The sequence below is a fragment of the Candidatus Pseudothioglobus sp. uisw_142 genome (assembly GCF_059512465.1).
Window position 1 is genome coordinate 1,629,342 of sequence record NZ_CM183452.1, and the last position, 22,935, is coordinate 1,652,276.

The 22,935-nt window shown below is 39.9% G+C and carries 19 protein-coding genes and 1 pseudogene; 8 read left to right on the forward strand and 12 right to left on the reverse strand.

Going from position 1 to position 22,935, the window contains the following annotated elements; all coding sequences use genetic code 11:
* Positions 1 to 4: 4 nt before the first annotated feature.
* The 5 genes from gcvP to cysC form a co-directional block, all read right to left on the reverse strand.
* Positions 5 to 2,857, reverse strand: a complete 2,853-nt coding sequence (gcvP, locus tag AC5YGB_RS08370; RefSeq protein WP_020023624.1) for an aminomethyl-transferring glycine dehydrogenase — start codon at positions 2,855 to 2,857, stop codon at positions 5 to 7.
* Between the two features lie 14 nt (positions 2,858 to 2,871).
* Positions 2,872 to 3,243 carry a glycine cleavage system protein GcvH gene (gene gcvH / locus AC5YGB_RS08375; RefSeq protein ID WP_020023625.1) on the reverse strand — a complete coding sequence of 124 codons (372 nt, stop codon included), beginning with the start codon at positions 3,241 to 3,243 and terminating at the stop codon, positions 2,872 to 2,874.
* Between the two features lie 19 nt (positions 3,244 to 3,262).
* Entirely contained in the window at positions 3,263 to 4,387 is a 1,125-nt protein-coding gene (gene gcvT, locus AC5YGB_RS08380; RefSeq protein ID WP_496137237.1) for a glycine cleavage system aminomethyltransferase GcvT, read from the reverse strand.
* Between the two features lie 162 nt (positions 4,388 to 4,549).
* Positions 4,550 to 5,488, reverse strand: a complete 939-nt coding sequence (locus AC5YGB_RS08385) for an NAD(P)-dependent oxidoreductase (protein WP_496137238.1) — start codon at positions 5,486 to 5,488, stop codon at positions 4,550 to 4,552.
* Between the two features lie 46 nt (positions 5,489 to 5,534).
* Entirely contained in the window at positions 5,535 to 6,545 is a 1,011-nt protein-coding gene (cysC, locus tag AC5YGB_RS08390; protein ID WP_496137239.1) for an adenylyl-sulfate kinase, read from the reverse strand.
* A gap of 136 nt (positions 6,546 to 6,681) precedes the next feature.
* Here cysC and AC5YGB_RS08395 point away from each other — a divergent pair, with 136 nt between their 5' ends.
* Entirely contained in the window at positions 6,682 to 8,061 is a 1,380-nt protein-coding gene (locus AC5YGB_RS08395) for an L-serine ammonia-lyase (protein ID WP_496137240.1), read from the forward strand.
* Between the two features lies 1 nt (position 8,062).
* Here the strand turns inward: AC5YGB_RS08395 and AC5YGB_RS08400 are convergent, their stop codons facing one another.
* Genes AC5YGB_RS08400 through AC5YGB_RS08415 form a run of 4 tightly spaced genes read right to left on the reverse strand, consistent with a single transcriptional unit; the run spans position 8,063 to position 12,964 of the window.
* Entirely contained in the window at positions 8,063 to 8,797 is a 735-nt protein-coding gene (locus AC5YGB_RS08400; protein WP_496137241.1) for a hypothetical protein, read from the reverse strand.
* Positions 8,779 to 10,521 (reverse strand): hypothetical protein, encoded by a 1,743-nt coding sequence (locus tag AC5YGB_RS08405; RefSeq protein WP_020026449.1) that lies wholly within the window; start codon positions 10,519 to 10,521, stop codon positions 8,779 to 8,781. Before AC5YGB_RS08405 ends, AC5YGB_RS08400 begins: the two co-directional genes overlap by 19 nt.
* 8 nt (positions 10,522 to 10,529) lie before the next feature.
* Positions 10,530 to 11,516 (reverse strand): membrane dipeptidase, encoded by a 987-nt coding sequence (locus tag AC5YGB_RS08410; RefSeq protein ID WP_496137242.1) that lies wholly within the window; start codon positions 11,514 to 11,516, stop codon positions 10,530 to 10,532.
* Positions 11,516 to 12,964: an aldehyde dehydrogenase family protein gene (locus AC5YGB_RS08415; RefSeq protein WP_496137243.1), complete on the reverse strand. Its 1,449-nt coding sequence runs from the start codon at positions 12,962 to 12,964 to the stop codon at positions 11,516 to 11,518. The genes AC5YGB_RS08410 and AC5YGB_RS08415 overlap by 1 nt, the downstream gene beginning before the upstream one ends.
* A 167-nt stretch (positions 12,965 to 13,131) precedes the next feature.
* Between AC5YGB_RS08415 and AC5YGB_RS08420 the strand changes: the two genes are divergently transcribed.
* The 6 genes from AC5YGB_RS08420 to AC5YGB_RS08445 are packed head-to-tail and all read left to right on the forward strand — an operon-like array spanning position 13,132 to position 19,948.
* On the forward strand, positions 13,132 to 14,673 hold the full coding sequence (locus tag AC5YGB_RS08420) for a trimethylamine methyltransferase family protein (protein ID WP_496137244.1): 1,542 nt from the start codon (positions 13,132 to 13,134) through the stop codon (positions 14,671 to 14,673).
* 3 nt (positions 14,674 to 14,676) lie between these two features.
* Complete coding sequence (locus AC5YGB_RS08425; RefSeq protein WP_496137245.1) at positions 14,677 to 15,444, forward strand: SDR family oxidoreductase; 768 nt, start codon at positions 14,677 to 14,679, stop codon at positions 15,442 to 15,444.
* Positions 15,422 to 16,168 (forward strand): SDR family oxidoreductase, encoded by a 747-nt coding sequence (locus AC5YGB_RS08430; protein WP_496137246.1) that lies wholly within the window; start codon positions 15,422 to 15,424, stop codon positions 16,166 to 16,168. Before AC5YGB_RS08425 ends, AC5YGB_RS08430 begins: the two co-directional genes overlap by 23 nt.
* A gap of 8 nt (positions 16,169 to 16,176) precedes the next feature.
* Entirely contained in the window at positions 16,177 to 17,085 is a 909-nt protein-coding gene (locus AC5YGB_RS08435; RefSeq protein ID WP_496137247.1) for a dihydrodipicolinate synthase family protein, read from the forward strand.
* Positions 17,086 to 18,588: an aldehyde dehydrogenase gene (locus tag AC5YGB_RS08440; RefSeq protein WP_020028688.1), complete on the forward strand. Its 1,503-nt coding sequence runs from the start codon at positions 17,086 to 17,088 to the stop codon at positions 18,586 to 18,588.
* Positions 18,589 to 18,595: 7 nt separating this feature from the next.
* Positions 18,596 to 19,948: an FAD-dependent oxidoreductase gene (locus AC5YGB_RS08445; RefSeq protein WP_496137248.1), complete on the forward strand. Its 1,353-nt coding sequence runs from the start codon at positions 18,596 to 18,598 to the stop codon at positions 19,946 to 19,948.
* A 1-nt stretch (position 19,949) separates the two neighbouring features.
* Here AC5YGB_RS08445 and AC5YGB_RS08450 read toward each other — a convergent pair whose 3' ends face one another.
* Entirely contained in the window at positions 19,950 to 20,294 is a 345-nt protein-coding gene (locus AC5YGB_RS08450) for a hypothetical protein (protein WP_496137249.1), read from the reverse strand.
* A gap of 91 nt (positions 20,295 to 20,385) precedes the next feature.
* Between AC5YGB_RS08450 and AC5YGB_RS08455 the strand changes: the two are divergent.
* Positions 20,386 to 20,466, forward strand: a pseudogene (locus AC5YGB_RS08455) (helix-turn-helix domain-containing protein); the annotation flags it as partial.
* Positions 20,467 to 20,504: 38 nt separating this feature from the next.
* Here the strand turns inward: AC5YGB_RS08455 and AC5YGB_RS08460 are convergent.
* Together AC5YGB_RS08460 and AC5YGB_RS08465 are read right to left on the reverse strand one after the other, a co-directional pair.
* Positions 20,505 to 21,560: a zinc-binding dehydrogenase gene (locus tag AC5YGB_RS08460; protein ID WP_496138027.1), complete on the reverse strand. Its 1,056-nt coding sequence runs from the start codon at positions 21,558 to 21,560 to the stop codon at positions 20,505 to 20,507.
* Between the two features lie 55 nt (positions 21,561 to 21,615).
* The gene (locus AC5YGB_RS08465) at positions 21,616 to 22,932 is read right to left on the reverse strand and encodes a M24 family metallopeptidase (protein ID WP_496137250.1); all 1,317 of its coding nucleotides are present in this window, start codon (positions 22,930 to 22,932) and stop codon (positions 21,616 to 21,618) included.
* Between the last annotated feature and the right edge of the window lie 3 nt (positions 22,933 to 22,935).

Below are 22,935 nucleotides of genomic sequence, written 5' to 3' on the forward strand. Positions count from 1 at the left end.
AAATCTACTTATAATCTTCTACACTTGGACAAGAACAAACCAAATTCTTATCTCCATAGACATTATCCACTCTCGAAACTGGCGGCCAATACTTAACTCGCCTCAGACTTTCGACGGGATAAGCCGCCTCTTCTCTGGAATATGAAAAATCCCATTGAGACGATGTTACCATTTCTAAAGTGTGGGGCGAATTAATTAACGGATTATCTTCAGTAGAATATTCACCTGACTCAACCTTTTTAATCTCTTTTCTGATTTGAATCATTGCATCACAGAATCGATCAAGTTCATCTAATGATTCTGACTCAGTTGGCTCAATCATTAACGTTCCAGCAACTGGGAAAGACATTGTTGGAGCATGAAATCCAAAATCAATAAGGCGCTTAGCAACATCATCAACACTAATACCTACTGAATCTTTAATAGGTCTTATATCAATAATACACTCATGAGCGATTCTTCCATTTTCATCACTGTAAAGTATTGGATAGTGCTCCTCAAGCTTTTTAGCTATGTAGTTTGCATTGAGTATGGCATTACATGTTGCCTCATAGAGTCCATCTTTTCCAAGCATTGCAATATACATCCAACTAATTGGCAAAATACTGCCAGATCCCCATGGTGCACCAGAAATACTTCCAACATCGGTATTATTTAAAGGTGTTCTTGGTAAAAAGTCGATGAGGTGTTCTTTTACACCTATGGGACCAACACCTGGACCGCCTCCACCATGGGGTATCGCAAATGTCTTGTGAAGGTTCAGATGTGATACATCACCTCCAAACTCTCCTGGAGCAGAAACTCCAACCATCGCATTCATATTTGCACCATCAATATAGACCTGACCACCTGCGTTATGAACAATGTCACACACTTCTCTAACATCTTTTTCAAAAACACCATGCGTCGAAGGGTATGTAATCATTATTGCTGCTAAATTTTCTTCGTGCTCTTTAGTTTTTGCTCTTAAATCCTCAAGATCTATATTGCCATCAGAGGCACTTTCAATCACGATAACCTTCATTCCCGCCATTTGGGCAGAAGCAGGGTTAGTTCCATGAGCCGATGATGGAATGAGACATATATTTCGATTTTCATCGCCTCTACTTCGGTGATATCCCCTTATGGCAATTAAACCAGCATACTCGCCCTGAGCTCCAGAATTAGGTTGCAGTGAAATGGCTGAGTAACCTGTGGCTTCACAAAGCATTTCCTCAAGCTCACTTATCATTTGCTGATAGCCAATTACCTGGTTCATTGGAACTGCTGGATGAATTTGTGAAAATTCTGGCCAACTCACTGGTATCAACTCAGCTGCAGCGTTAAGTTTCATAGTGCATGACCCTAAGGGAATCATTGAACGATCTAGAGCAATATCTTTATCCCCTAAATAACGGATATATCTCATCATATTTGTTTCAGAACGATAAGTATTAAAGACTTTATGCGTTAGAAATTTAGAATTTCTTTGTAAGCTCTTTTGAATTTTTGATTTATTTTTTTCAAACAACGACTGTGCACTAAGATCTGACTCAGTATTGAAGATCCTCCATAAATACTCAATATCTTCGGGTGTGCTAAGTTCATCAAAAGATACTGAAACAAGTGTTTTACTAAACACATTAACGTTGTATCCATTTTTTTCAGCTTGCATAACAATAGCATCTGAGTTTTTAACCTCAATCGTTAACGTATCAAAATATGAATCATTAAGTACTTTAAATCCCATTTGCTTCATGCCATCTGCAAAGACACTGGCATATTGAAAAATACGACCAGCAATGTTTTTTAAACCCTCTGGACCATGATATACCGCATACATGCTGGCCATGATTGCCAAGAGAGCCTGTGCAGTACAAATGTTACTAGTTGCTTTCTCACGGCGAATATGTTGCTCTCGAGTCTGGAGTGCTAAACGATATGCTAGCCTTCCCTTTGTATCAACAGATGCACCAATAATTCGCCCTGGCATTGATCGTTTGTACTTATCACTAATTGACATGTAAGCAGCATGAGGACCACCATATCCTATTGGAACACCAAATCTTTGGGTATTTCCTACTACTATATCTGCTCCCATTTCACCAGGTGGTTTTAAGAGCGTCAAAGCTAGTAGATCGGCACTAACACTAACAAGTGCTTTCTTTTCGTGAATAGATTCGATTAATTTTGAATAGTCGCTAAAAGCACCATAAGTATTTGGATACTGCAGAAGAACACCAAAACAATCGAGGTCTTTTAAGTCAATCAGAGGATCACCAACAACAACCTCAATATTTAGAGGCTCAGCTCTAGTTTTAATAACTTCAAGATTTTGAGCATAACAATCATTTGCCACAAAAAAAGTATTACTCTTTGATTTACTAACGCGATGACACAGAGTCATGGCTTCTGCACACGCAGTTGCCTCATCAAGCATCGATGCATTCGCTAAATCCATACCTGTCAAATCTGAGACCATGGTCTGAAAATTCATCAAAGCCTCTAGTCGGCCTTGGGATATCTCGGGTTGATAAGGAGTATAAGCTGTGTACCATGCTGGGTTTTCCTCGACATTTCTCTGAATAACTGGAGGCGTGATGGAATTATAGTAGCCTTGGCCAATGAAAGATTTGTAACGAATATTCATCCTTGCAAGATTTCTTAGCTGTTTAAGTGCTGCAAGTTCTGACATACCATCTGCAATATTCATCGGTTCTTTTCGACGAATAACATCTGGAACTATTTCATCAATTAATTTATCAAGGTTATCAAAACCAAGATAGTTAAGCATTTGATTCTTTTGTTCGCTTGAAGAGCCAATATGTCTATTGGTAAAAGCGTCATTATTCAATAAATCTTCAATCTTATTTGCCATTAAAGTCTCTCTTGTTATTCCTCAATAAAGGTGTTGTATGCGTCCTCATCCATAAGGTCATTTAACTCTTCAGGATTTGATAGTTTCACCTTGATGAACCAACCCTCACCCATCGAGTCCTCAGTGACAATCTCTGGCTCATCTTCTAGTCGAGAGTTTACCTCTATAATTGAACCTGAGACTGGCGCAACTAGGTCAGAAGCAGCTTTGACAGACTCTATAACTGAAATGTTTTCGCCGCGAGAACACTCATCACCAACCTCTGGCAACTCAACATAAACTAAATCCCCAAGCTGCTCCTGGGCAAAATCAGTTATCCCAATAACCACTAAATCATCTTCCTTCTCATCAACCCACTCATGATCTTCAGAATACTTAATACTCATTTCTTCTCCTTATTAATTTTCAACCTCTGTAATAATTGTGTTTAACAAACGGCAGATTGACAACCTCAACTGCTATTCTTTTTCCCCTTACCAGTGCAAAAAGTTTTGACTGGTTCATAGTAAATTTTGTTTTTAGTCTCGCAATCGCTATCGGTTTATTCAAAGTTGGGCCAAAACCTCCACTGGTCACCTCACCAACCTGAACTCCCTCTTCATTTTCAATCAGGGCGCCATCTCTCACAGGCATTTTGCCCTCAGGAAGTATTCCAACAATCCTTGCTTTAGGGCCATCACTTAGGTGGCTTAAAACTATATTGTCCCCCAAATAGCCGCCCTCACGCTGGCCTCCTGTCCTTCTGACTTTAGAGAGTGCCCAATTTAAAGATGACTCAACCGGACTATGATTATCATCAAGCTCATGTCCATAGAGCGATAAGCCAGCCTCTAATCGAAGTGAGTCTCTTGCGCCTAAACCTACCCACTCAACCTCATCACTAGAAAGAATAAGTGCAGCAAATTTTTCAGCATCACTTGATGGCATTGATATTTCAAATCCATCCTCGCCAGTGTATCCAGAACGAGTCACAAAGCAATCAATATCTTTTATTGTTAAATGCTTAGCAGTCATAAAGGTCATGTTAGTGACAGAGGGAGCAATTTCTCCCAACACTTCTACAGCCTTGGGCCCCTGTAATGCCAACAAAGCTAAATTTTGACATAGTTCAACTTTACAACTAAGACCTATTGACTGGTTTAAATGCTCCAAATCAGAATCTTTACAAGCTGCATTCACTACCAGAAACAAACAATTATCACCAAGATTGGTAACCATTAAATCGTCTGATACGCCGCCATTGCTATTAGTAAAAAGGGCATAGCGCGACTTCATTAAGGGTAAATCTATAATATCTACAGGTACCAATGACTCAAGAGCACTCATTGCTTCTGCACCTGTTATTTTAATTTGGCCCATATGTGAAACATCAAATAGGCCTGCCTTTTCTCGAGTTTGTGTGTGTTCTTTTTTGATGCCAAGAGGGTAACTAACTGGCATTGCATATCCAGCAAATGGAACCATTTTTGCACCTGCATTAATATGCATTTGATGCAAAGGGGTAGTTCTAATTTCGCTTCCTGCAGACATTATATTTTGTCCAAAAAAAGGTTATTATATAAGATTAGTCTTTTTAGTTGAATTCAATTGGTCATGAATTCACATAAATAGCACTCGTACATCACTTGGTGCATGATTTCTGTTGATTTCTAAACAATTCTTTATATCTCGATTAAGAAAAATAAAAATTAATTAATACCCACTATCATGGCTATATATGGGATATGGAGCTTCACCATTTTGAATTAGATGGATATTTTCTGCAATAGTTTTAGCTGCTGAGCGAGGATTGCTTTGACCCGCAATGTGAGGGGTTACATAAACTGAAGGGTGCATCCAAAGTGAATTATTTTCTGGAAGAGGCTCCTGTGCAAAAACATCTAAAGCTGCTGCTTTAATATGGCCACAATCCAGAAAATTTATGAGATCATTCTCATTAATTATGCCGCCTCTACCAATATTTATAATAAAGGTACCCTGAGGCAAAAAAGTAAGTTCATTTTTTGTTAGTATATTTTTAGTATTGTCAGTTAGTGGTAAGACATTTATCAAGATATGAATTTGACTCAGAAAATCTTCAAGCTGTTCATGGCCACAATAATATTTTATGCTCCCAAGTGACTCCTTAGGGCGAGCACCCCAACCAATAACTTTAAAATCTAAGTTAACAAGTGAATCACCAATAGCCTTCCCAATGTTTCCTAACCCCATGATTCCAATTGTACGATCTTCAGATTGAATTGAGCTTTGCTGAATCCATTCGCTGCTTTGTTGCTGAATTCTATAGAGGTACTGATCACTATGAAAATGTAATACCCAGTGCAGCGAGTGAAGGATCATTTCATGCGTTAACTTTTTATCAACTAAACGGACTATGGGGAGACCTAAAGGCAAATCAGGATCGCTAATCACGTGGTCTACTCCAGCACCTAAAGATAGAATTGCTTTTAAATTTGGATATTTTTTAAGAATACCCCTAGGATGCTTCCAGACTACTGCATACTCTACATCATTAACATCTCCCTCATCAGGGTATACGTTAATATCCATCTCTGGCATCGACTCTTCAAGGCCACTACGCCAAACCTCCATGTCCTCCCAGAAATCAGTAGAAGCTAATAATATTGACATTGTTATAAATGAAAATTTGTAATGAAGATGAAGTAAATTTTGGTCATTATATCTTTGAGTGTGCGCTTAAATAATCTAAAATTTGATTCACAAGATCATCTATCTTTGCATCACTGTTCTGAAGGACAATTTCTGACATCTCAGGCTCCTCATAATCAGAGTCAATTCCGGTGAAGTTTTTTAATTTTCCAGCCCTTGCTTTCTTATAAAGCCCTTTAGAGTCCCTGGCTTCACAAACCTTAATAGGGGTATCTATATAAACCTCAATGAACTCTCCATCATTAAATAAATTCCGAGCCATTAAACGTTCAGCTCGGAAAGGGGAGATAAAAGAAACTATGGTAATCAATCCTGAAGAAACCATCAGCTTTGAAACCTCAGCAATTCTCCTTATATTTTCAACCCTGTCTTGATCTGTAAATCCTAAATCTCTATTAAGCCCATGACGAACATTGTCACCATCAAGCAGCATAGTATGCTTTCCAAGCTCATATAGTTTTTTCTCAAGATCATCGGCTATGGTTGATTTTCCAGAGCCAGAAAGCCCAGTAAACCAAAGCACACATGGCTTTTGTTTTTTATTAATGGAGCGAACTTCTTGGTTAATATTTGTTTCATGCCAGCTAATATTTTGAGCACGCCTGAGTGCAAAATCAATTAAACCGATCCCGACTATAGAATTATTTAATGAATCAAAAATTTCAAAAGAGCCTTTTATTTGACTTTCACTGTAGGCATCAAAAGATACTTTCTGACCTAAGGACAATTTACAGTAACCATACTCATTTTGAAAGAGCTTTTTGGCTGCAAGTTGACTATGTGTCTTAGCATCGATTTTGAAGCTAAGGTCAGTTACCTGAACAGTTGTGCTTTGAGTATCAAGAAGAATACTGTAAGTTCGCTCTGGGATTAATGGATCGACATCAAGCCATAAAATATAAGCAGCTAGTTGATCTGATACTTTTGGTATATCTTCAGTCTTACTGGGGCTCTCATGACCGTCAAGAACCTTTTCAAGGAGTTCGTAGAGTCGATCAAAGTGCTCGTTCTTTGGCATAGCTTATTTGTGAATAAAATTATGGATTGGTAGGGATATTATAATTAATTAGTCAATTCAACTTTTAGTGAATTTTTTAATAGCTAGAATTACTTTCATAATGTAGAATGTCAGTTTTATAATCTTCAAAATTACCATGTTTATCAGTGTTTTAGACTTATTTAAAGTTGGTATTGGGCCGTCCAGTTCTCATACGATGGGACCTATGGTTGCGGCTAGCGCTTTTCTGCAAGATATACGTCATTATATTGATTCAAATTCAGATACAAAAAACTATCATGTCAGGTGCACTTTAAAAGACTCCCTGGCCTACACTGGAGTTGGTCATGCCACGGATAAAGCTGTAACTTTAGGTCTTCATGGGTATTTACCTAACACAATAATTAATGAAAATATGGATGAGGTTCATGATAGAACCTGGAACTCAAAAACTATCAATATAAGTGATGATATTTCAGCATCTTTCTTTTCGGAAGAAGATATTATTTTCGATACTCGAAACTCGCTCAAACAGCATCCAAATGGTCTTGTTTTTGAACTATTAGATGACTCTGGTGGATTATTATTATCTAGCACCTTCTTTTCGATTGGTGGTGGCTTTATATCTACCTTAGCAGAAATCGATAGCGTCGAGGCCCCAATAGCCGCTGAACCAAGTTCAGCCTACCCATATCCATTTGACAACTCAGACCAAATGCTGGACATGTCAAAGAAGAATAAAAAGACGATCTGGGAGATGAAGCTAGCAAACGAATTAGAAAATCTTCCTGAGGAAATACTCAATTTAGAGCTAGACAAAATTTGGAATGCAATGAAAACTTGTGTTGAAAAAGGCCTATCTACTGAAGGTATTTTACCAGGTGGCTTGAACACTAAAAGACGAGCAAAACAATTGAACGAAAGTCTCGAAAATGATAAGGAAAATGCAGGCTCTAGTGATTGGCTATGCGCATACGCTATGGCTGTTAATGAAGAAAATGCTGCTGGACATATGGTCGTTACGGCGCCTACCAATGGTGCAGCAGGTGTTGTGCCAGCAACACTCTACTACTACTATAAACATAAGGCTGCTTCACAAGAACAAATTCGACAATTTCTTTTGTCAGCTGCTGCAATTGGTGGCTTAATTAAACATAACAGCTCAATCTCTGGAGCGGAAGTTGGATGTCAAGGAGAGGTTGGTTCTGCATCGTCAATGGCAGCTGCAGGGCTTTGTGCAGCAAGGGGTGGAACAAGTGAACAAATCGAAAATGCAGCAGAGATGGCTCTTGAGCATCACATTGGAATGACTTGTGACCCGGTTAAAGGCCTAGTTCAAGTTCCATGTATTGAGAGAAACGGCTTCGGAGCCGTTAAAGCATATACTGCAAGTTCACTCTCACTTAGAGAGAGTGGAGAACACTTAATATCTCTAGATCAATGCATCGCCGCTATGAAGAGAACTGGACTCGATATGTCGACTAAGTATAAAGAGACCTCACTTGGTGGCTTAGCGGTCAGTTTTATTGAGTGCTAAATTAATCTGTATCTACTAAACCAGCACCCGCACCTGAAGCTCTCGATTCTGCGCTAGATTTCACTAAGCAACGAGAGAAATATTCATAGATTTCAGGCCACTTATCACCCACATTAACACCATTATTAAGAGTTTTCAGCCTTTCTTCAGCAATATTAAGTGTCTTTATTTTGCCATTACTTATTGAAGTTTTATTATTAACATCAAAAGTCGAAATGTAAATATCAGCACAATTGCTAAGCTCAATGGGAGCCTCTGATGAGCTTATAATTTCCCACTCAATATCATCTTTTAGATTAACCTCATAATGATTATTGCTTTTGTCTGTCCATGACACTTGAATGCCAGTGCATTGGTTTGCACCAAGGGCAGAAACAACCAGTAATGGGGAGTCTACATTAGTTAATTTTAAGTCTCCATCAAGGCCATTAAACTCGAGCCAATCTACGCAGCTTACTGAAGCCTCAATTGCTGACAAAACTTTGTCTTCAGGGCAAAAAAGGTGGCTTCCATCACCGGTCTTTTCGAACTGAATAGAGAGGCTACTGGTTTGGCTATCTAAATTATCAAGTGCCAGAAGGCTGCACTCTGAGGGATCAAAACCATTTTGTGCAATCCAGATATTGCTTCTGGCAAAGTCTTCTGAAACTCCGATGGATGCATTAACACCAAACCCAGCACGAGTAAAATAAAAAAGAACTTCGTTTAAGGAAATCGTTAAACCGTTTTTCGACATGTGCAATTTATACACGGATAAGACTGTGGTTTTCCAGCTATAGGAAATGACCAACAATCGTGGTTTGGCTCCGACAACTGGTCGGGCATTGGTGCTCCTTGGTACATTGAAATTCGAGTCCATAAATCTGACTTTGGATCAAACTTTGACGCTCCAAAGAATGCTAATTTGAATCGTAATAAATCGAGAGGCCTCATAGATTCACTTAGTAAATTATCTTGAACTTCTGAGTAAGGCCTTTCAAAAGTATTTTGAACCCTTCGAATAATATGCCTAAACTGAGGGTGCATCATTGCAAATTCTCCAATAGACATATCATCGTCAATGCCTTGCAATACCTCATTCAAATCATGAACATCGCGCCCAATAGCTAGTGGCATCTCTTGATCAACCCCATCATCGACTCCTTTAGAACCGAATCTGGGCTCTAATTTATCTTCAGAATAGTACCAAAAATGGTGTTGGGACTCTTCTAATGAGAAGTCAATAGTTGTCGCCCAATTATATGCATCAGCAACAACTTGTTTCAAATGAGATAAAGTCATATCAGCCTGAAATTTAGGGATCACAGTTGAAGACATTGTATCTGCAAGGTCATCAACAAGTGTGCCATGTGGCTCAATTATTAAGGAGACAATCATTTCTTGGCATTCCAAAGAAAAGTTATCCTCAACATACTGATAGATTCCATTCCATGGATATGGTCTATATATATTTGATTCATTTTCACACCACATTCTCAAAGCTTGAATTTCATCTGTTAAACGAGAAATTCTTGCAGACTGAACTTCATCTGCAACATTCCATTCATCGACATGCTGGCTAACCTGAAGAAGTGACTTTAAGAAAACCTCAAGAGTTCCCACAATTGGAGTTTCAATGGACCTGACTCTTGCCAATGCTGTTTCTTTTGCGACAACCCAGTTATGGATTAATGCTGGGTGCTTAAGTAAAAATGGCGCCATACCCAAACCCGTTGCATTTCCAACTCCAATGAATTGACGAGTAGTCTGATCAAATTTAACAGCTTTTTTTCCACCTTTTTCTTTTGCAAGCTCTTCAACTGAGTCAATCGTAAACCAACGTATTAAGTAAACAGTGAGTAACTCTATTTGAAATGGTGCTTTGCATTCTTCTCGATCAGCAATTTTAGCTCTATCTGCACACCCAAACTTACCGCTTCCATAAACTGCTGAAGTTCTCATTAAATAACCTACAGAAGTTAATAAATCTAGATCTGGTTGTTGACCTTTTGATAATGAATCAACAGCATTTTTAAATACTCTTAAGCTTTTATTGGCCCTTGCCAAAGCAAGTTCGCTTGGTCTGTAACGACCGCCTTCTTGCTTAGGTGTATTTTGTGCCAAATAATCTATATCCTCTTGTGTTGGCACACCATCAAAAAGATTAAAGGTTGCATCCCAAACTTCTGCGATAACTCTATCCGTTCTCATGTCAGCTGGTATTTCTTGTGTAAAACCAACCAATGAGTAGGTTCTATTTGGAGTAGTAACCGAATAAACGCTTAAGCCGTAACCATCCTTATCAACTTCACGGCGCGTTCTCTCAAATTTCCAATTCTCCCGTGACATTCGCCTAATCAAAGTTCGCATAAAGCTCAACCGGGTAGGAAAAGATGAGCCCATTCTATCGAGACGCATAACCGTTTCAGGTGATCTCATAAAATCAGATTCATTCTCTATTAATACAGTTTCGCTAGACATAATAAATATTATAAAGATTCAAAAGATGCGTCGAAAAAATTTAACCAGTTTTTACCCATGACCAATTCAACGTCATTTTCAGAAAAACCTATGGACTTTAAACCATTTGAAATGTTTACAAAATCACGATTATCTCGAAACCACTCGGGCTGATCTGGAAATCCTGCAAAACTGGCCGAACCTTCACCGAAGTCACGATCATTAGTCCATGTGCCATTTCGCATCCACTCTACAACGCTATCAGGTTGATTTTGACATAGGTCAGTTCCAATACCGATATTATTCATCCCCGTAATTTCTGCAGTATCGGCAATCATATTACAAAAACTTTCTAATGTGCAGTCTGAACCATCCTTAAGGTGGTGTGGGTAGACAGAAAAACCAAGCATACTATTACTTTCTCCAAGCGCCTTTAGAACTTCGTTTGACTTATTTCTCAGCGCAGGATGCCAGAACGTTGGATTTGCATGCGTGATTGCAATAGGACGCTCTGATATTTCTATAGCCTCTAGGGTAGATCTCTCTGAAGAATGACTCATATCGACCACTAGTCCAACCCTATTCATTTCTTTAATAACCTGTTTACCCATTCTCGTAATTCCTGGGTCGTTTTCTTCATAACAGCCAGTTCCTAAAAGACTTTGATTGTTATAGGTTAACTGCATAAACCTTGCACCTAGTTGATGACATACTTCAACGAGGCCAATATTATCTTCGATAGGGGAGCAGTTTTGATAGCCAAAAAAGATTGCTGTTCTTCCTTCTTTTTGAGCCTTTCTGACATCAGCTGCAGTTCGGCCAAGAAAAATTAAATTTGAGTAGTCCTCAAAACGACGGTTCCAGTCAATAACATTTTGGACCATCTCCTGAAAGTCTTCGTGATAACAAATTGTAACGTGAACAGCACTCAGACCGCCTTGGTTAATTTGCTTAAATATCTCCTCACTCCAATTATTGTATTGAAGTGCATCAATAAATAGTGAAGGGTGCGCCATTATGGATTTCCGCTAGAAATATAAGAAGTCTTAACTTGAGTATAAAGCTCTTTGGCATAAGTTCCTTGCTCTCTAGGGCCAAAGCTTGAATTTTTTCTACCTCCAAATGGGACATGGTAGTCCGTACCTGCTGTCGGTAAGTTCACCATAACGCAGCCACTTTCTGCATTCCTTCTAAAGTGACTTGCCCTTGAGAGAGACTGAGTAATAATTCCTGAAACAAGTCCAAATTCTGTGTCATTTGCAACCGATAATGCCTCTTCATAATCTGCAACTTTGATGACGCAAGCCATCGGTGCAAAAAGCTCCTCACGATTAACTCTCATAGAGTTGTTTCCCCCAATTAATAATGCCGGTTGCATATAAAAACCAGGATTATCAAGCTCAAGCTTGTTACCTCCGCAGACCACTTCACAGCCCTCTTCTTTTGCTAAAGCCATATATTTGAGGTTGGAATCAAGTTGCTGTTGACTTGCGGCTGGACCAATTTGAGTGCCTTCTTGAAGCGCGTCACCGACCTTGAGAGCTGAAGTGGATTGGCTCATGCGTTCTACAAACTCATCATGAATGGAGGCATGAACAACTAGTCTAGAAGACGCGGTACATTTTTGACCAGTACTACCAAAAGCACCTCCAGTAGCAGCCGCAACAGCGACATCCATATCAGCATCATCCATTACCACAAGTGGGTTTTTAGAGCCTAACTCTAACTGAAACTTTGTTAAATTTTTAGCGGCTGCGCCTGCAATCTGACGACCCACATCATAAGATCCAGTAAAACTGATTGCATGCACTTTTGGACTTTCAGCCAACGACTGTCCAATTGATGAACCTGAGCCCATTACTAAATTAAACAAACCCTTTGGAATATCTTGCTTGGAAATGATTTCAGTTAATGCGACTGCACTTGCTGGCGTTAAGTTCGCAGGCTTCCAAATAACAGCATTACCAAATGCTAGTGCTGGAGCAATTTTCCAGCTCGCCGTTGCTGTTGGAAAGTTCCATGGCGAGATGATTGCGACTGTTCCCATTGGCTCTCTGCGAACGTCAATTTCAATATTAGGTCTGACTGAATCTGCAGTATCACCACCCTGCCTTAGGACCTCTGCAGCATAGTAAGTAAAAAATTGACCTGCTCTATATACTTCTCCTTTGCCTTCAGCAACTGGCTTACCTTCCTCTCTGGATAGTAGCTCCCCAAGTTCAGCACTTCGCGCCATCATCTCTTCACCAATCTTCATCAATACAGCTTGGCGCTGCTCAAGGCCTATTGCAGCCCATTGTCTTTGGGCAACCTGAGCCGAATTGAGAGCATCCTCTAATTGTGAGTTACTGGCTTGAGCAAATTCTCCAATGACATCGTTTGTATTCGATGGATTGATATTAGAAATTGAACTTGCGCCTTTTACCCAGTCGCCCGCAATGTAGTTGTTAGAATGATTAGACATGATTTTATTTCATTTTCCAAAAATTTAAATTTTACTCTTTATTATTGATTTATCAAGAATATAAGCACATATCTAAATATAGTATTTTTCAAGTTTCCATGAAAAAAAATGTTGCATTAAGTGATTAATTAATCTAGGATACTTTCATTAAATAGAAAGAAATTAATATGCCTAATTCTGCTGAAAGACTTGGAAGAGCGGCTCGAAGAAGTGACCGCCTAAAAGTCAAAATTGAAATGCTGCCGACTTTACGTCGAAATATCCCTCTTACAGAGCCAATGAATGAAGAGCAGATTGAGAAAATGGATGACGCTTCACTGTCTATTCTGGAGGAAGTTGGCGTAGAATTTCATGATCCTATTGCACTAGAACACTGGAAGGAAGCTGGAGCCAGTGTAGAGGGGGAGAGGGTGCGCTTTGATAGAGGTCTAATTCGAGAACTCATCAAATCAATTCCAGAGAGCATCACAATGCATGCCCGAGATCCAGAGAAGTCACTTGAAATTGGTGGAAATAACTCTATTTTTGTTCCAATGACAGGTGCTCCGTTTCTGACTGATCTTGAAAATAAAAGGCGTATGCCTACCCTGGATGATCTTGCTAACTTTCATAAGCTTTCTCATATGCTCCCTGCTATTCATTCGAGTGCCCATCACATCGTAGAACCCATGGATCATGCAATTTCTCATAGACATTTGAGGATAACTTATTCATCAATGAAGCACTCCGATAAGACCTTTATGGGTATGACCAGTAGTGGTAAGAATGCTGAGGATGTAATTGAGATGTGTAAGATTCTCTTTGGTGAAAAATTTATTGATACGCACCCAGTAGTCACCGGCAACATTAATGGAAACTCCCCACTAGTTTGGGATCAAACCATGCTCTCAGCTTTAAGGGTTTTTTCAGCACACAATCAACCTGTTCTCTGCTCTCCTTTCGTTCTTGGTGGCGCCAACACTCCCGCAAGTGTTGCACCAACGGTAGCTCAGGTCAATGCAGAAGCTCTATCTGCTCTCGCCTATACTCAAGTCATACGCAAAGGAGCGCCAGCAATTTATGGCCATTACTTAGCAACAGTATCAATGCAATCTGGGGCGCCTATGGCTGGAACGCCTGAAATCTCTCTCATGAATTTTATGATTGGACAAATGGCAAGACACTATAAAGTCCCTTGGAGAAGCTCTAATACGCTTGGTGGATCAAAAGTTTTTGATGCACAATCAGGCTATGAAAGTGCATCAACAATGATGGCTGTCCTGTTATCTGGCACAAACTATATATGGCATTCTGCGGGATGGAATGAGGCTGGAATGCATTGCTCAATGGCAAAATTTGTGGTTGATGCTGAGCAATGCGAAATGGGCTATAGAATGGCTGAAGGAGTGAGATGGGATGATTTTGAAGAGGGGCTGGCTGCCATTAGAGATGTGGGTCCTGGTGGTCATTACCTTGGCCATCAACACACCATGGAAAATTTTCAGAGGGCTTTTTTTATGCCTAAACTATTTGACAATAATTCTGTTGAGCAATGGCAGGCTGATGGAAGTAAAGATACAATTCAAAGAGGACTTGAAGGGGCAAAAAAACTACTTGACGATTATCAAGAGCCTAAGCTGGATCAAGCTAAAGATGAAGAGCTCTTGGATTACATCGCTAAAAGGGAAACTACAATTCCCAAAATGGAAGCACTTAATCAGGAGCATTAAACTATGGTCAAAGATAAATCAAATGTTGTGCTTGTGACTGGTGCCACTGGTGGTATTGGAAAGTCCATAGTAAATAAATATTCACAGCAAGGTTTCACTCTAGCCATTGCTGATAAGGACGAAGAACAGGCTAACAAACTTGTTCATGAAATCAACCGCGGTAATGGAAAGGCAATGGCATTTCCTGGAGACCTGTTGGATCAAAATTATTGTGATCGTCTTGCAAATGAGGTTCAAAAAAAACTTGGAAGCATTGATATTCTCATCAACAATGCTGGTCTTATGCGTCGTGGTGACATCACACAGACTTCTGATGAGGATTATGATCTATCAATGAAGATAAATGTTGAAGCGCCGTTTAAACTCATTAGAGCTGCGATTCCCTTGATGGCAGCAGCTGGAGGTGGATCCATTGTCAACGTGTCATCCTGTTGGGGCATTAATCCAGGCCCAAATCATCTAATCTACTGCACTACCAAGGCAGCATTAGCAGCAATGACGAAGTGCCTAGGCAGAGATCATGCTCATCAAAATATCCGAATCAATGCAGTATGTCCTAACGAAGTTAATACACCAATGCTCAGAACAGGTTTTGAAATAAGAGGTTTAAATCCAGATGATGCTATTGAAGAGTTGAATCAATCTGTCCCGATAGGTCATATAGCTGAGCCAGAGGAGATTGCTAATGTGGTGTCTTTTTTAAGTTCAGATGAGGCGCGTTATATTTGTGGTTCACTAGTGGAGATTAATGGTGGAAAAGCGGTTTACTAATAAAATTGTTGTTGTTACTGGAGCCACTCAAGGCATTGGACTTGCTTGCGCTGAGCGTCTTCATGAAGAGGGAGCAACCGTTTGCGCCATTCAAAGAGGACAATCAAAGTTATTTGACTCTTTTAAGTTTGATCTAAGTAAAGAACAAGACTGCTCTAAAAGTATTGATATCATTGTCAAAAAGTATGGTCGCATTGACGTATTAGTTAATAATGCTGGCATCATGAAAGAATCTTCGTTGATGGACACTTCACTTGAGGATTGGAATCAAACAATATCGGTTAATCTCACAGCCCCCTTCTTATTGAGTAAATTTGCTATGCCTTTTCTGATTGAATCTGAAGGCTGTATTGTTAATATCGGTTCAATTGAGGGGATAGGAGCTAATCCAAATCATGCGGCATATTGTTCTAGCAAGGCTGGGCTTCATGGGCTAACGCGAGCCATCGCAGTCGATCATGGAAAGGATGGGGTAAGGTGTAATACTGTCGCTCCAGGATGGATAGATACAGAGCTAAATGAGGACTTTATAAACTCAATGCCTGATTCAGACCATTTTAGAAAAAATATTGGTAGTATCCACCCACTTAATAGAACAGGTAAAACAGAAGAAGTTGCCTCATTAGTTTCGTGGCTTGCATCTTCAGAATCAAGTTTTTTAACTGGACAGGTATATACTATTGATGGGGGAAGGATGGCAAAAATTAGCTTACCAAACCCGTAGGAGATCATATGAAGTTTGAAGGAATTTATACGCCATTACTTACACCGTATGATGACAATCATGCAATAAACTTTGACGCCATCGAGCCTATGATTGAGGATCTCATTAACAGTGGTGTTCATGGGATTGTCGTTGCTGGAACAACTGGCGAGTACTATACTCAGGATACTAAAGAGCGCCTTCAGGTAATGAAGATAAGTAAGGATATCATTAATAATAGAGTTCCCTGCATTGTTGGTACTGGTGCCATTCGAACTGAAGAGTCAGTTTTCTTTGCAGAGGAGGCAGCCAAAATTGGAGCGGACGGAATATTAATAGCAACACCTCCCTATGCACTCCCTACAGAGAGAGAAAATGCGCTTCATGCACTAGCAATTGACCGAGCAGCTGATCTTCCAATAATGCTCTACAACTATCCTGGAAGGATGGGCTCTATGATGGGTGAGGAATATCTTGACAGGGTGGGTAGGTCATCAAACTTCTCTGCCATCAAAGAAAGCAGTGGAGATATAAATAGACTTCACCTATTAGCAAGAGATTATCCTCATATCCAGCTTTGCTGTGGAATGGATGATCAGGCCTTAGAGTTCTTTGCTTGGGGAGCCAGTGGTTGGGTCTGTGCTGGATCTAATTTTGCTCCTGAAGCTCATGTTGCTCTATACGAGGCTTGTAGAGTTGAGGGAAACTTCGATAAAGGGAGGCGAATCATGTCAGCAATGATGCCGTTGATGAGAGTTCTTGAACAAGGTGGAAAATTTATCCAATGTATCAAGCACGGATCAATTATGAGAGGACTTCCAGTAGGGCCTCCAAGAAAACCACTTCAAAAGTTGAATAAAGACGATAAGCGCCAATTAGAGCAAGTCATTCGAGTCATGAATCAAACTGTCAATCAAATCAAACAGGAGGGGAGTTAAATGTCAAATCTTCTAACCCATGAGGAATATAGTGCAATTGCAAATTCACTTAGCTTTCCAACCAATGCGTTCATTAATGGACAATTCCAATCTTCAAAATCAGGAAAAACATTTGAAACTATAAACCCTGCAACTGGAAATGTTATTGCCAAAGTTGCTGCATGTAATGCAGATGATGTAGACCACGCTGTTATAAAAGCAAGGGAGGTATTTGATCAAGGTCACTGGTCAAAACTTCATCCAAGTGAGAGAAAAAAGGTGCTCATTAAATTCTCTAAACTGATACAAAGAAATCTTAATGAGCTGGCCGTTATGGAGAGTGTTGACTCAGGTAAACCAGTTCGTGATTGTGCAACGATTGACCTTCCAGAAACGATTGAATGTTTACTTTGGCATGCAGAAGCCATTGACAAGGTTTATGATCAAACTGCTCCAGCAGGAGAAGATGCCTTATCCGTTATCGTTCGTGAACCGGTTGGCGTTGTTGGCTGCGTTCTGCCATGGAACTTTCCGCTTCTCATGATGGCCTGGAAAATAGCGCCCGCACTTGCTACAGGGAACTCTGTGATTGTTAAACCCGCAGAACAAACTAGCTTAACCGCGCTTAGACTGGCCGAATTGGCCATCGATGCAGGACTCCCAAGGGGCGTCCTCAATGTCATACCAGGGATGGGGCCAGATGTTGGTGAGCCGATTGGCCTTCATGCTGATATCGATATGGTTTCATTTACTGGATCAACAGAGACTGGTAGACGTTTTCTGCGCTATTCAGCAGACTCAAATCTTAAAAAGATTGTGCTTGAGTGTGGCGGTAAAAATCCAGCAATTGTTTTGGATGATGCTGAAGATTTAGACCTAGTTGCAGAGCATATTGTGAACGCCTCTTTTTGGAACATGGGAGAGAACTGTTCAGCAAACTCAAGGCTCATTGTTCAAGAAAACATTAAAGAGGCTTTACTTGAAAAGATTCTTGCGCACCTCAGAGATTGGAAGACGGGTGATCCCCTTGATCCATCAAATTATCTTGGCTCTTTAGTGGATGATGAACACTTTAAAAAGGTTTGTAGCTACCTCAAGCAAGACAACATTTTAGTTGGCGGAACAACTGAAAAACCAAACTATGTTCTTCCTACTATTGTTGACCAGGTTGATCCTGACTCCAAAATAGCACAAGAGGAAATTTTTGGTCCAATCCTCTCTGTAATTACCGTGAAGTCATTTGATGAGGCGATTGCTGTTGCAAACAACACAGAATATGGATTAGCTGCCAGCGTCTTTACCTCAAATGGAAAGAAAGCAATCCGAGCTGCACGAGCCATTAAGGCGGGCACAGTGACTGTTAATTGTTATGGTGAAGGAGATATGAGTACGCCATTTGGTGGTTACAAGCATTCAGGTTTTGGCGGAAGGGATAACTCCATTCATGCCCATGACCAATATACAGAGCTCAAGACAATATGGATTGATCTCTCTGATCGTGCACCAGAAGAGTCGGTAGATTAGATAAGAAATGGGTCAGATCAAGCTACCTAAAAATCCTGGTGATACAGGCTGGAAAGAAATCCTTCCTAAAAGAAAGGTCAATCCAAAGCTTTCAGATCATATTAATGCAGACTATCTGATTATTGGAGGCGGCTTTGCTGGGTTATCTGCCGCACGGCGTTTAAATCAAATCAACAAAGAGGCAACAATTGTCTTACTTGAAGCCTGTGAAATTGGTGAAGGCCCCGCAGGAAGAAACTCAGGCTTTATGATTGATCTTCCTCACAACTTAGCTTCAGATGATTACGTAGGAAGCCTCGATAAAGATCGTGAACAAACCCTGATTAATCGCTCCGCTATTGAATTTGCCAAGAGCGCTTCAAAAGAATATGAAATGCCAGCTGAAGCGATACAACTTGTTGGCAAAACGAATGCAGCAGCAACTCCAAAAGGAATGAAATTCAATACTGAATATGCAAAGCATCTAGACAAAACGAGTGAAAGCTATAAGATGCTCGACTCTCAAGAAATGAAAGAACTGACCGGAATAGATTATTACCTAAATGGTCTATGGACACCGGGAACTGCAATGCTACAACCTGCCCTTTATATCCAGTCACTAGCAGATGGCGTCTCTAATAACCCCAATACAACCATCTATGAAAACTCTCCAGTCAGTTCTCTTGAAGAGGAAGGAATGCATGATGGACAAAAAGTATGGAAGGCTAAAACTAATCTTGGATCAATATCAAGCCCAAAAGTTATATTAGCAGTCAACGGCTTAGTTGAAAAATTTGGATACTTTCAGAATAGGCTAATGACTATTTTTACCTACTCATCCCTATCAAGAGAGTTAACTTCTGAAGAGTCTAATATGCTGGGCGGCACTCAAGATTGGGGATTAACTTCAGCTGACGCTATGGGCTCTTCAGTAAGGCGCATTTCTGGAATGGGTGGCAATAGGATTCTGGTTCGAAACAGATGGTCTTATAATCCAAGCATGGAAGCCTCAGATTCATTTATGAATTCTGCTGCAAATAGTCATAATGAATCATTTAAAGCTCGCTTTCCAATGCTTGATAAAGTATCTATGGATTACTCATGGGGAGGTCGTCTTTGTCTGAGCCTTAACAACGTCTTTGCTCAGGGAGAGGTTGATGAAGGTGTCTACTCTGCGTGCTGTCAAAATGGCCTTGGAACTGCCAAAGGAACTGCGATTGGTATCATTACGGCTGAAAAAATTACTGGAACTATCAATAGCCTAGTGCCAGACTTTGTTGACGAGGAAGTACCTAAAAAACTGATGCCGAAACCATTCATGTGGTTTGGTGTTAATAGCTATATGCGCTGGAAAGAACTAATGGCAGGGAAAGAAAAATAACTTATTCTACTAGCTCTTCATTATTATAAATACAGCAGTGCTTTGATGGAATTTCTAGCAAAATTTTATCTTCAGGAATGATGCTTTCTCTCTTTACTTTTACTTTAATTTGAATATTATCATTAGTTGCAGAAATGAGCTTATAGTTACCAAAATCTTCAACTAAATTTATATTAGCTTCAACTGTATTTTCTGATTTCTTATTCACTACATTGATATACTCAGAGCGTATGCCAAGCTTTAAATTACTTTTTTGAGAGCCTGGTAACTTTGTATTTACTTTTAGCTTTAAACCTCCAATAGACACCTCATCATCTGAAACAGCATCGCAAGGATAAATGTTCATTGCTGGAGAGCCAATAAAGTAGCCGACAAAAGTTGTTTTAGGTTTCTCAAAGAGCTCTTTTGGAGTGCCTATCTGAACAACATTTCAAAACTGTAATTACAATGTTGCTTTAACGGCTCGTCAACTTGGCCTGTCAAGAAATACAATATATCTGCATACTAAGAATTCCTAACTATTCAAGGAATTAGAAAAAATAAATTTGGTTAAACTTTATTTGGGCAAAAGAACCAACTTACCCACATACTTCTTTGATACAAAGTCTTTTTGAGCAGTAATAATATCTTTTAAAGGATAGGTCTTCGAAACGAGAGGAGTTATTTCGTTTCTTTCAATATATCCAATTAAATTTTCAAAAACTTTTCGATCTTGAAAAGTACATCCTATTAAAACCAAGTCTTTTAGGTAAAGTGTTCTAACATCAAGTTCAACAAGTGGTCCTGCGATAGCTCCAGCTGCTGCATACCTCCCACCTTTTTTTAATACATCCAGCAAGTCTCCCCAGCGCTCCCCAGCAACCAGATCAATAACCACATCAATACTCTCATTTTCTATAGAGTCTGTTAATTTATCCTCTCTATTAACAACTGTATTTGCACCAATCTCTTTAACTAAATCTGACTTTGATTTACTAGAAATTGCAACAACGCTAGCACCTCGTCTCTTAGCTAGCTGAATAGCAGCTGATCCAACACCTCCAGAAGCTCCAGTTATAAGAACAATTTCACCCTGTTTAACACCTGAACGTTCCAGTAGGTTTTCTGCTGTCGAGTATGCACAGGGAATGGATGCCAGTTCCGCATTCGACCAATTACTTTCAATCTTGAAACTTTCATCACTAAAAGCGAGCATATACTGAGCAAAAGCCCCATCGCACTCTGAGCCCATTGTCCAGCACTCATAGGGCCTGTAATCTACTGCATACTGCTGCATTGTTCTAACTAATACTCGCTCACCAATTCGCCCAGCATCGACATCGCCTCCAACAGAGACAATTTCACCATAACAATCCGCACCCTGAATGATTGGAAATTCTAAAGGCTCACCTGACCAGCTTCCATCATCATCTCCTTGAGAATGATTAGCATTGGTTTCACCTTTGACTGACTTTGAATACCAAGCTGTTCGAGTATTTATATCGGTATTGTTAATGCCTGCCCCTAAAACTTTAATCAGAACTTGATCTGAATCAGGACTCGGGACTTTAATATCTTTTCGAAACTCCAGCATCTCATACCCACCATGGCCAGTTGTCAAAACTGCGCTCATTTTTTTTGGAATTATGCTCATGTTACTGATAATTATTTGAAAGTTTAATTATAGTTTAGATTAATAAATCCTTTTCAAACGGATAACTTGTTAACAATTCATGGCCACTTTCAGTCACTAATACTTGTTCTTCAAGTTTAACGCCTGGCCCTCGACTAAATCTACCAACATAGGTTTCTACGCACAGAACCATTCCAGGCTTTAGGACGCCATCAAAACTATTCTCATTTAGCTCCCAGCTAAAAGGTATAGCAGGGAACTCATCACACAAACCTACGCCGTGGAAAAGGACCGAGTAATGTCGAAACTCCTGCTTCGAGTACTCCTTAGCATTAAGTGTTAACTCTTTAAAGGTTACGCCTGGTTTTAACAACTTCATATTATTTTGAATTTGTTCATAGCCCATGGTGTAGATTTCTTTTTGTTCATCAGTCGGCTTCTCATCGCCGCACAACCATGTCCTAGACATATCAGTACAGTATCCATAAGAGCCAACCAGGTCCGTATCAAAACCCATTAACTCACCGCTTAGTATGGGTCGTGATGAGCACTCCTGATACCATGGATTTGCTCTGGGACCTGAGGCAAGTAGTCTCGTTTCAATCCACTCTGCTCCCCTGGAAACGGCCTCCATTTGGAAACGACTCCAGAGCTCTTGCTCCGAGATCCCAGGCTTAAAGTGATTGCGCATCAGCTCCATTGATTTTTCACATGAAAAGATAGATCGCCTCATCGCCTTCATCTCATCATCAGACTTAATAAGCCTTGCGAGCTCCATAACCTCTTCACCATTAGCAAGTTCAAGTCCATTTGACTGAAGTTCATGAATTCCCTCTGGCGCACAATGATCAAGCGCTAGTTTTTTGTTTCCTTTACCGTATTCACTAACTATATCAACAATTTCTGACGCCCATATCTTGGCTCTCTCTTTACTCTTGTCTCCAGCTGTGAAGTATAAATAGGTGACTGCATGTCTGACTTCAGTAATTAAAGGATTGTGATTTGAGAGAAAATCATGGGCATCAAACTCAAAAATAATAACAGGACCATCCGTCATTACTAGCGCGTAACGAGCAGCATTATGGGAGGTCCACAAAGACATATTTGTACTGTCTGTTGCGTAACGAATATTCAACGGATCATAGAGAAGAATACCTGCACAGTCAAATTCAACAAGTTTTTCTCGAACTCTTTTGAGTCGATATTCCCTAATTTTTGTCATATCTGGGTTTGCCAAACCAGCCTCTAGCCATTCAGACTCAGCAAGCTCTCCGGGGCCTAATGCATGTTTATTTAGACTATAGATATCCTCTTCACCTTTTAGGTGCGAACCTATTTTTGCATGGTGTCTTTTAGTTGCAGTAAAACTCATATC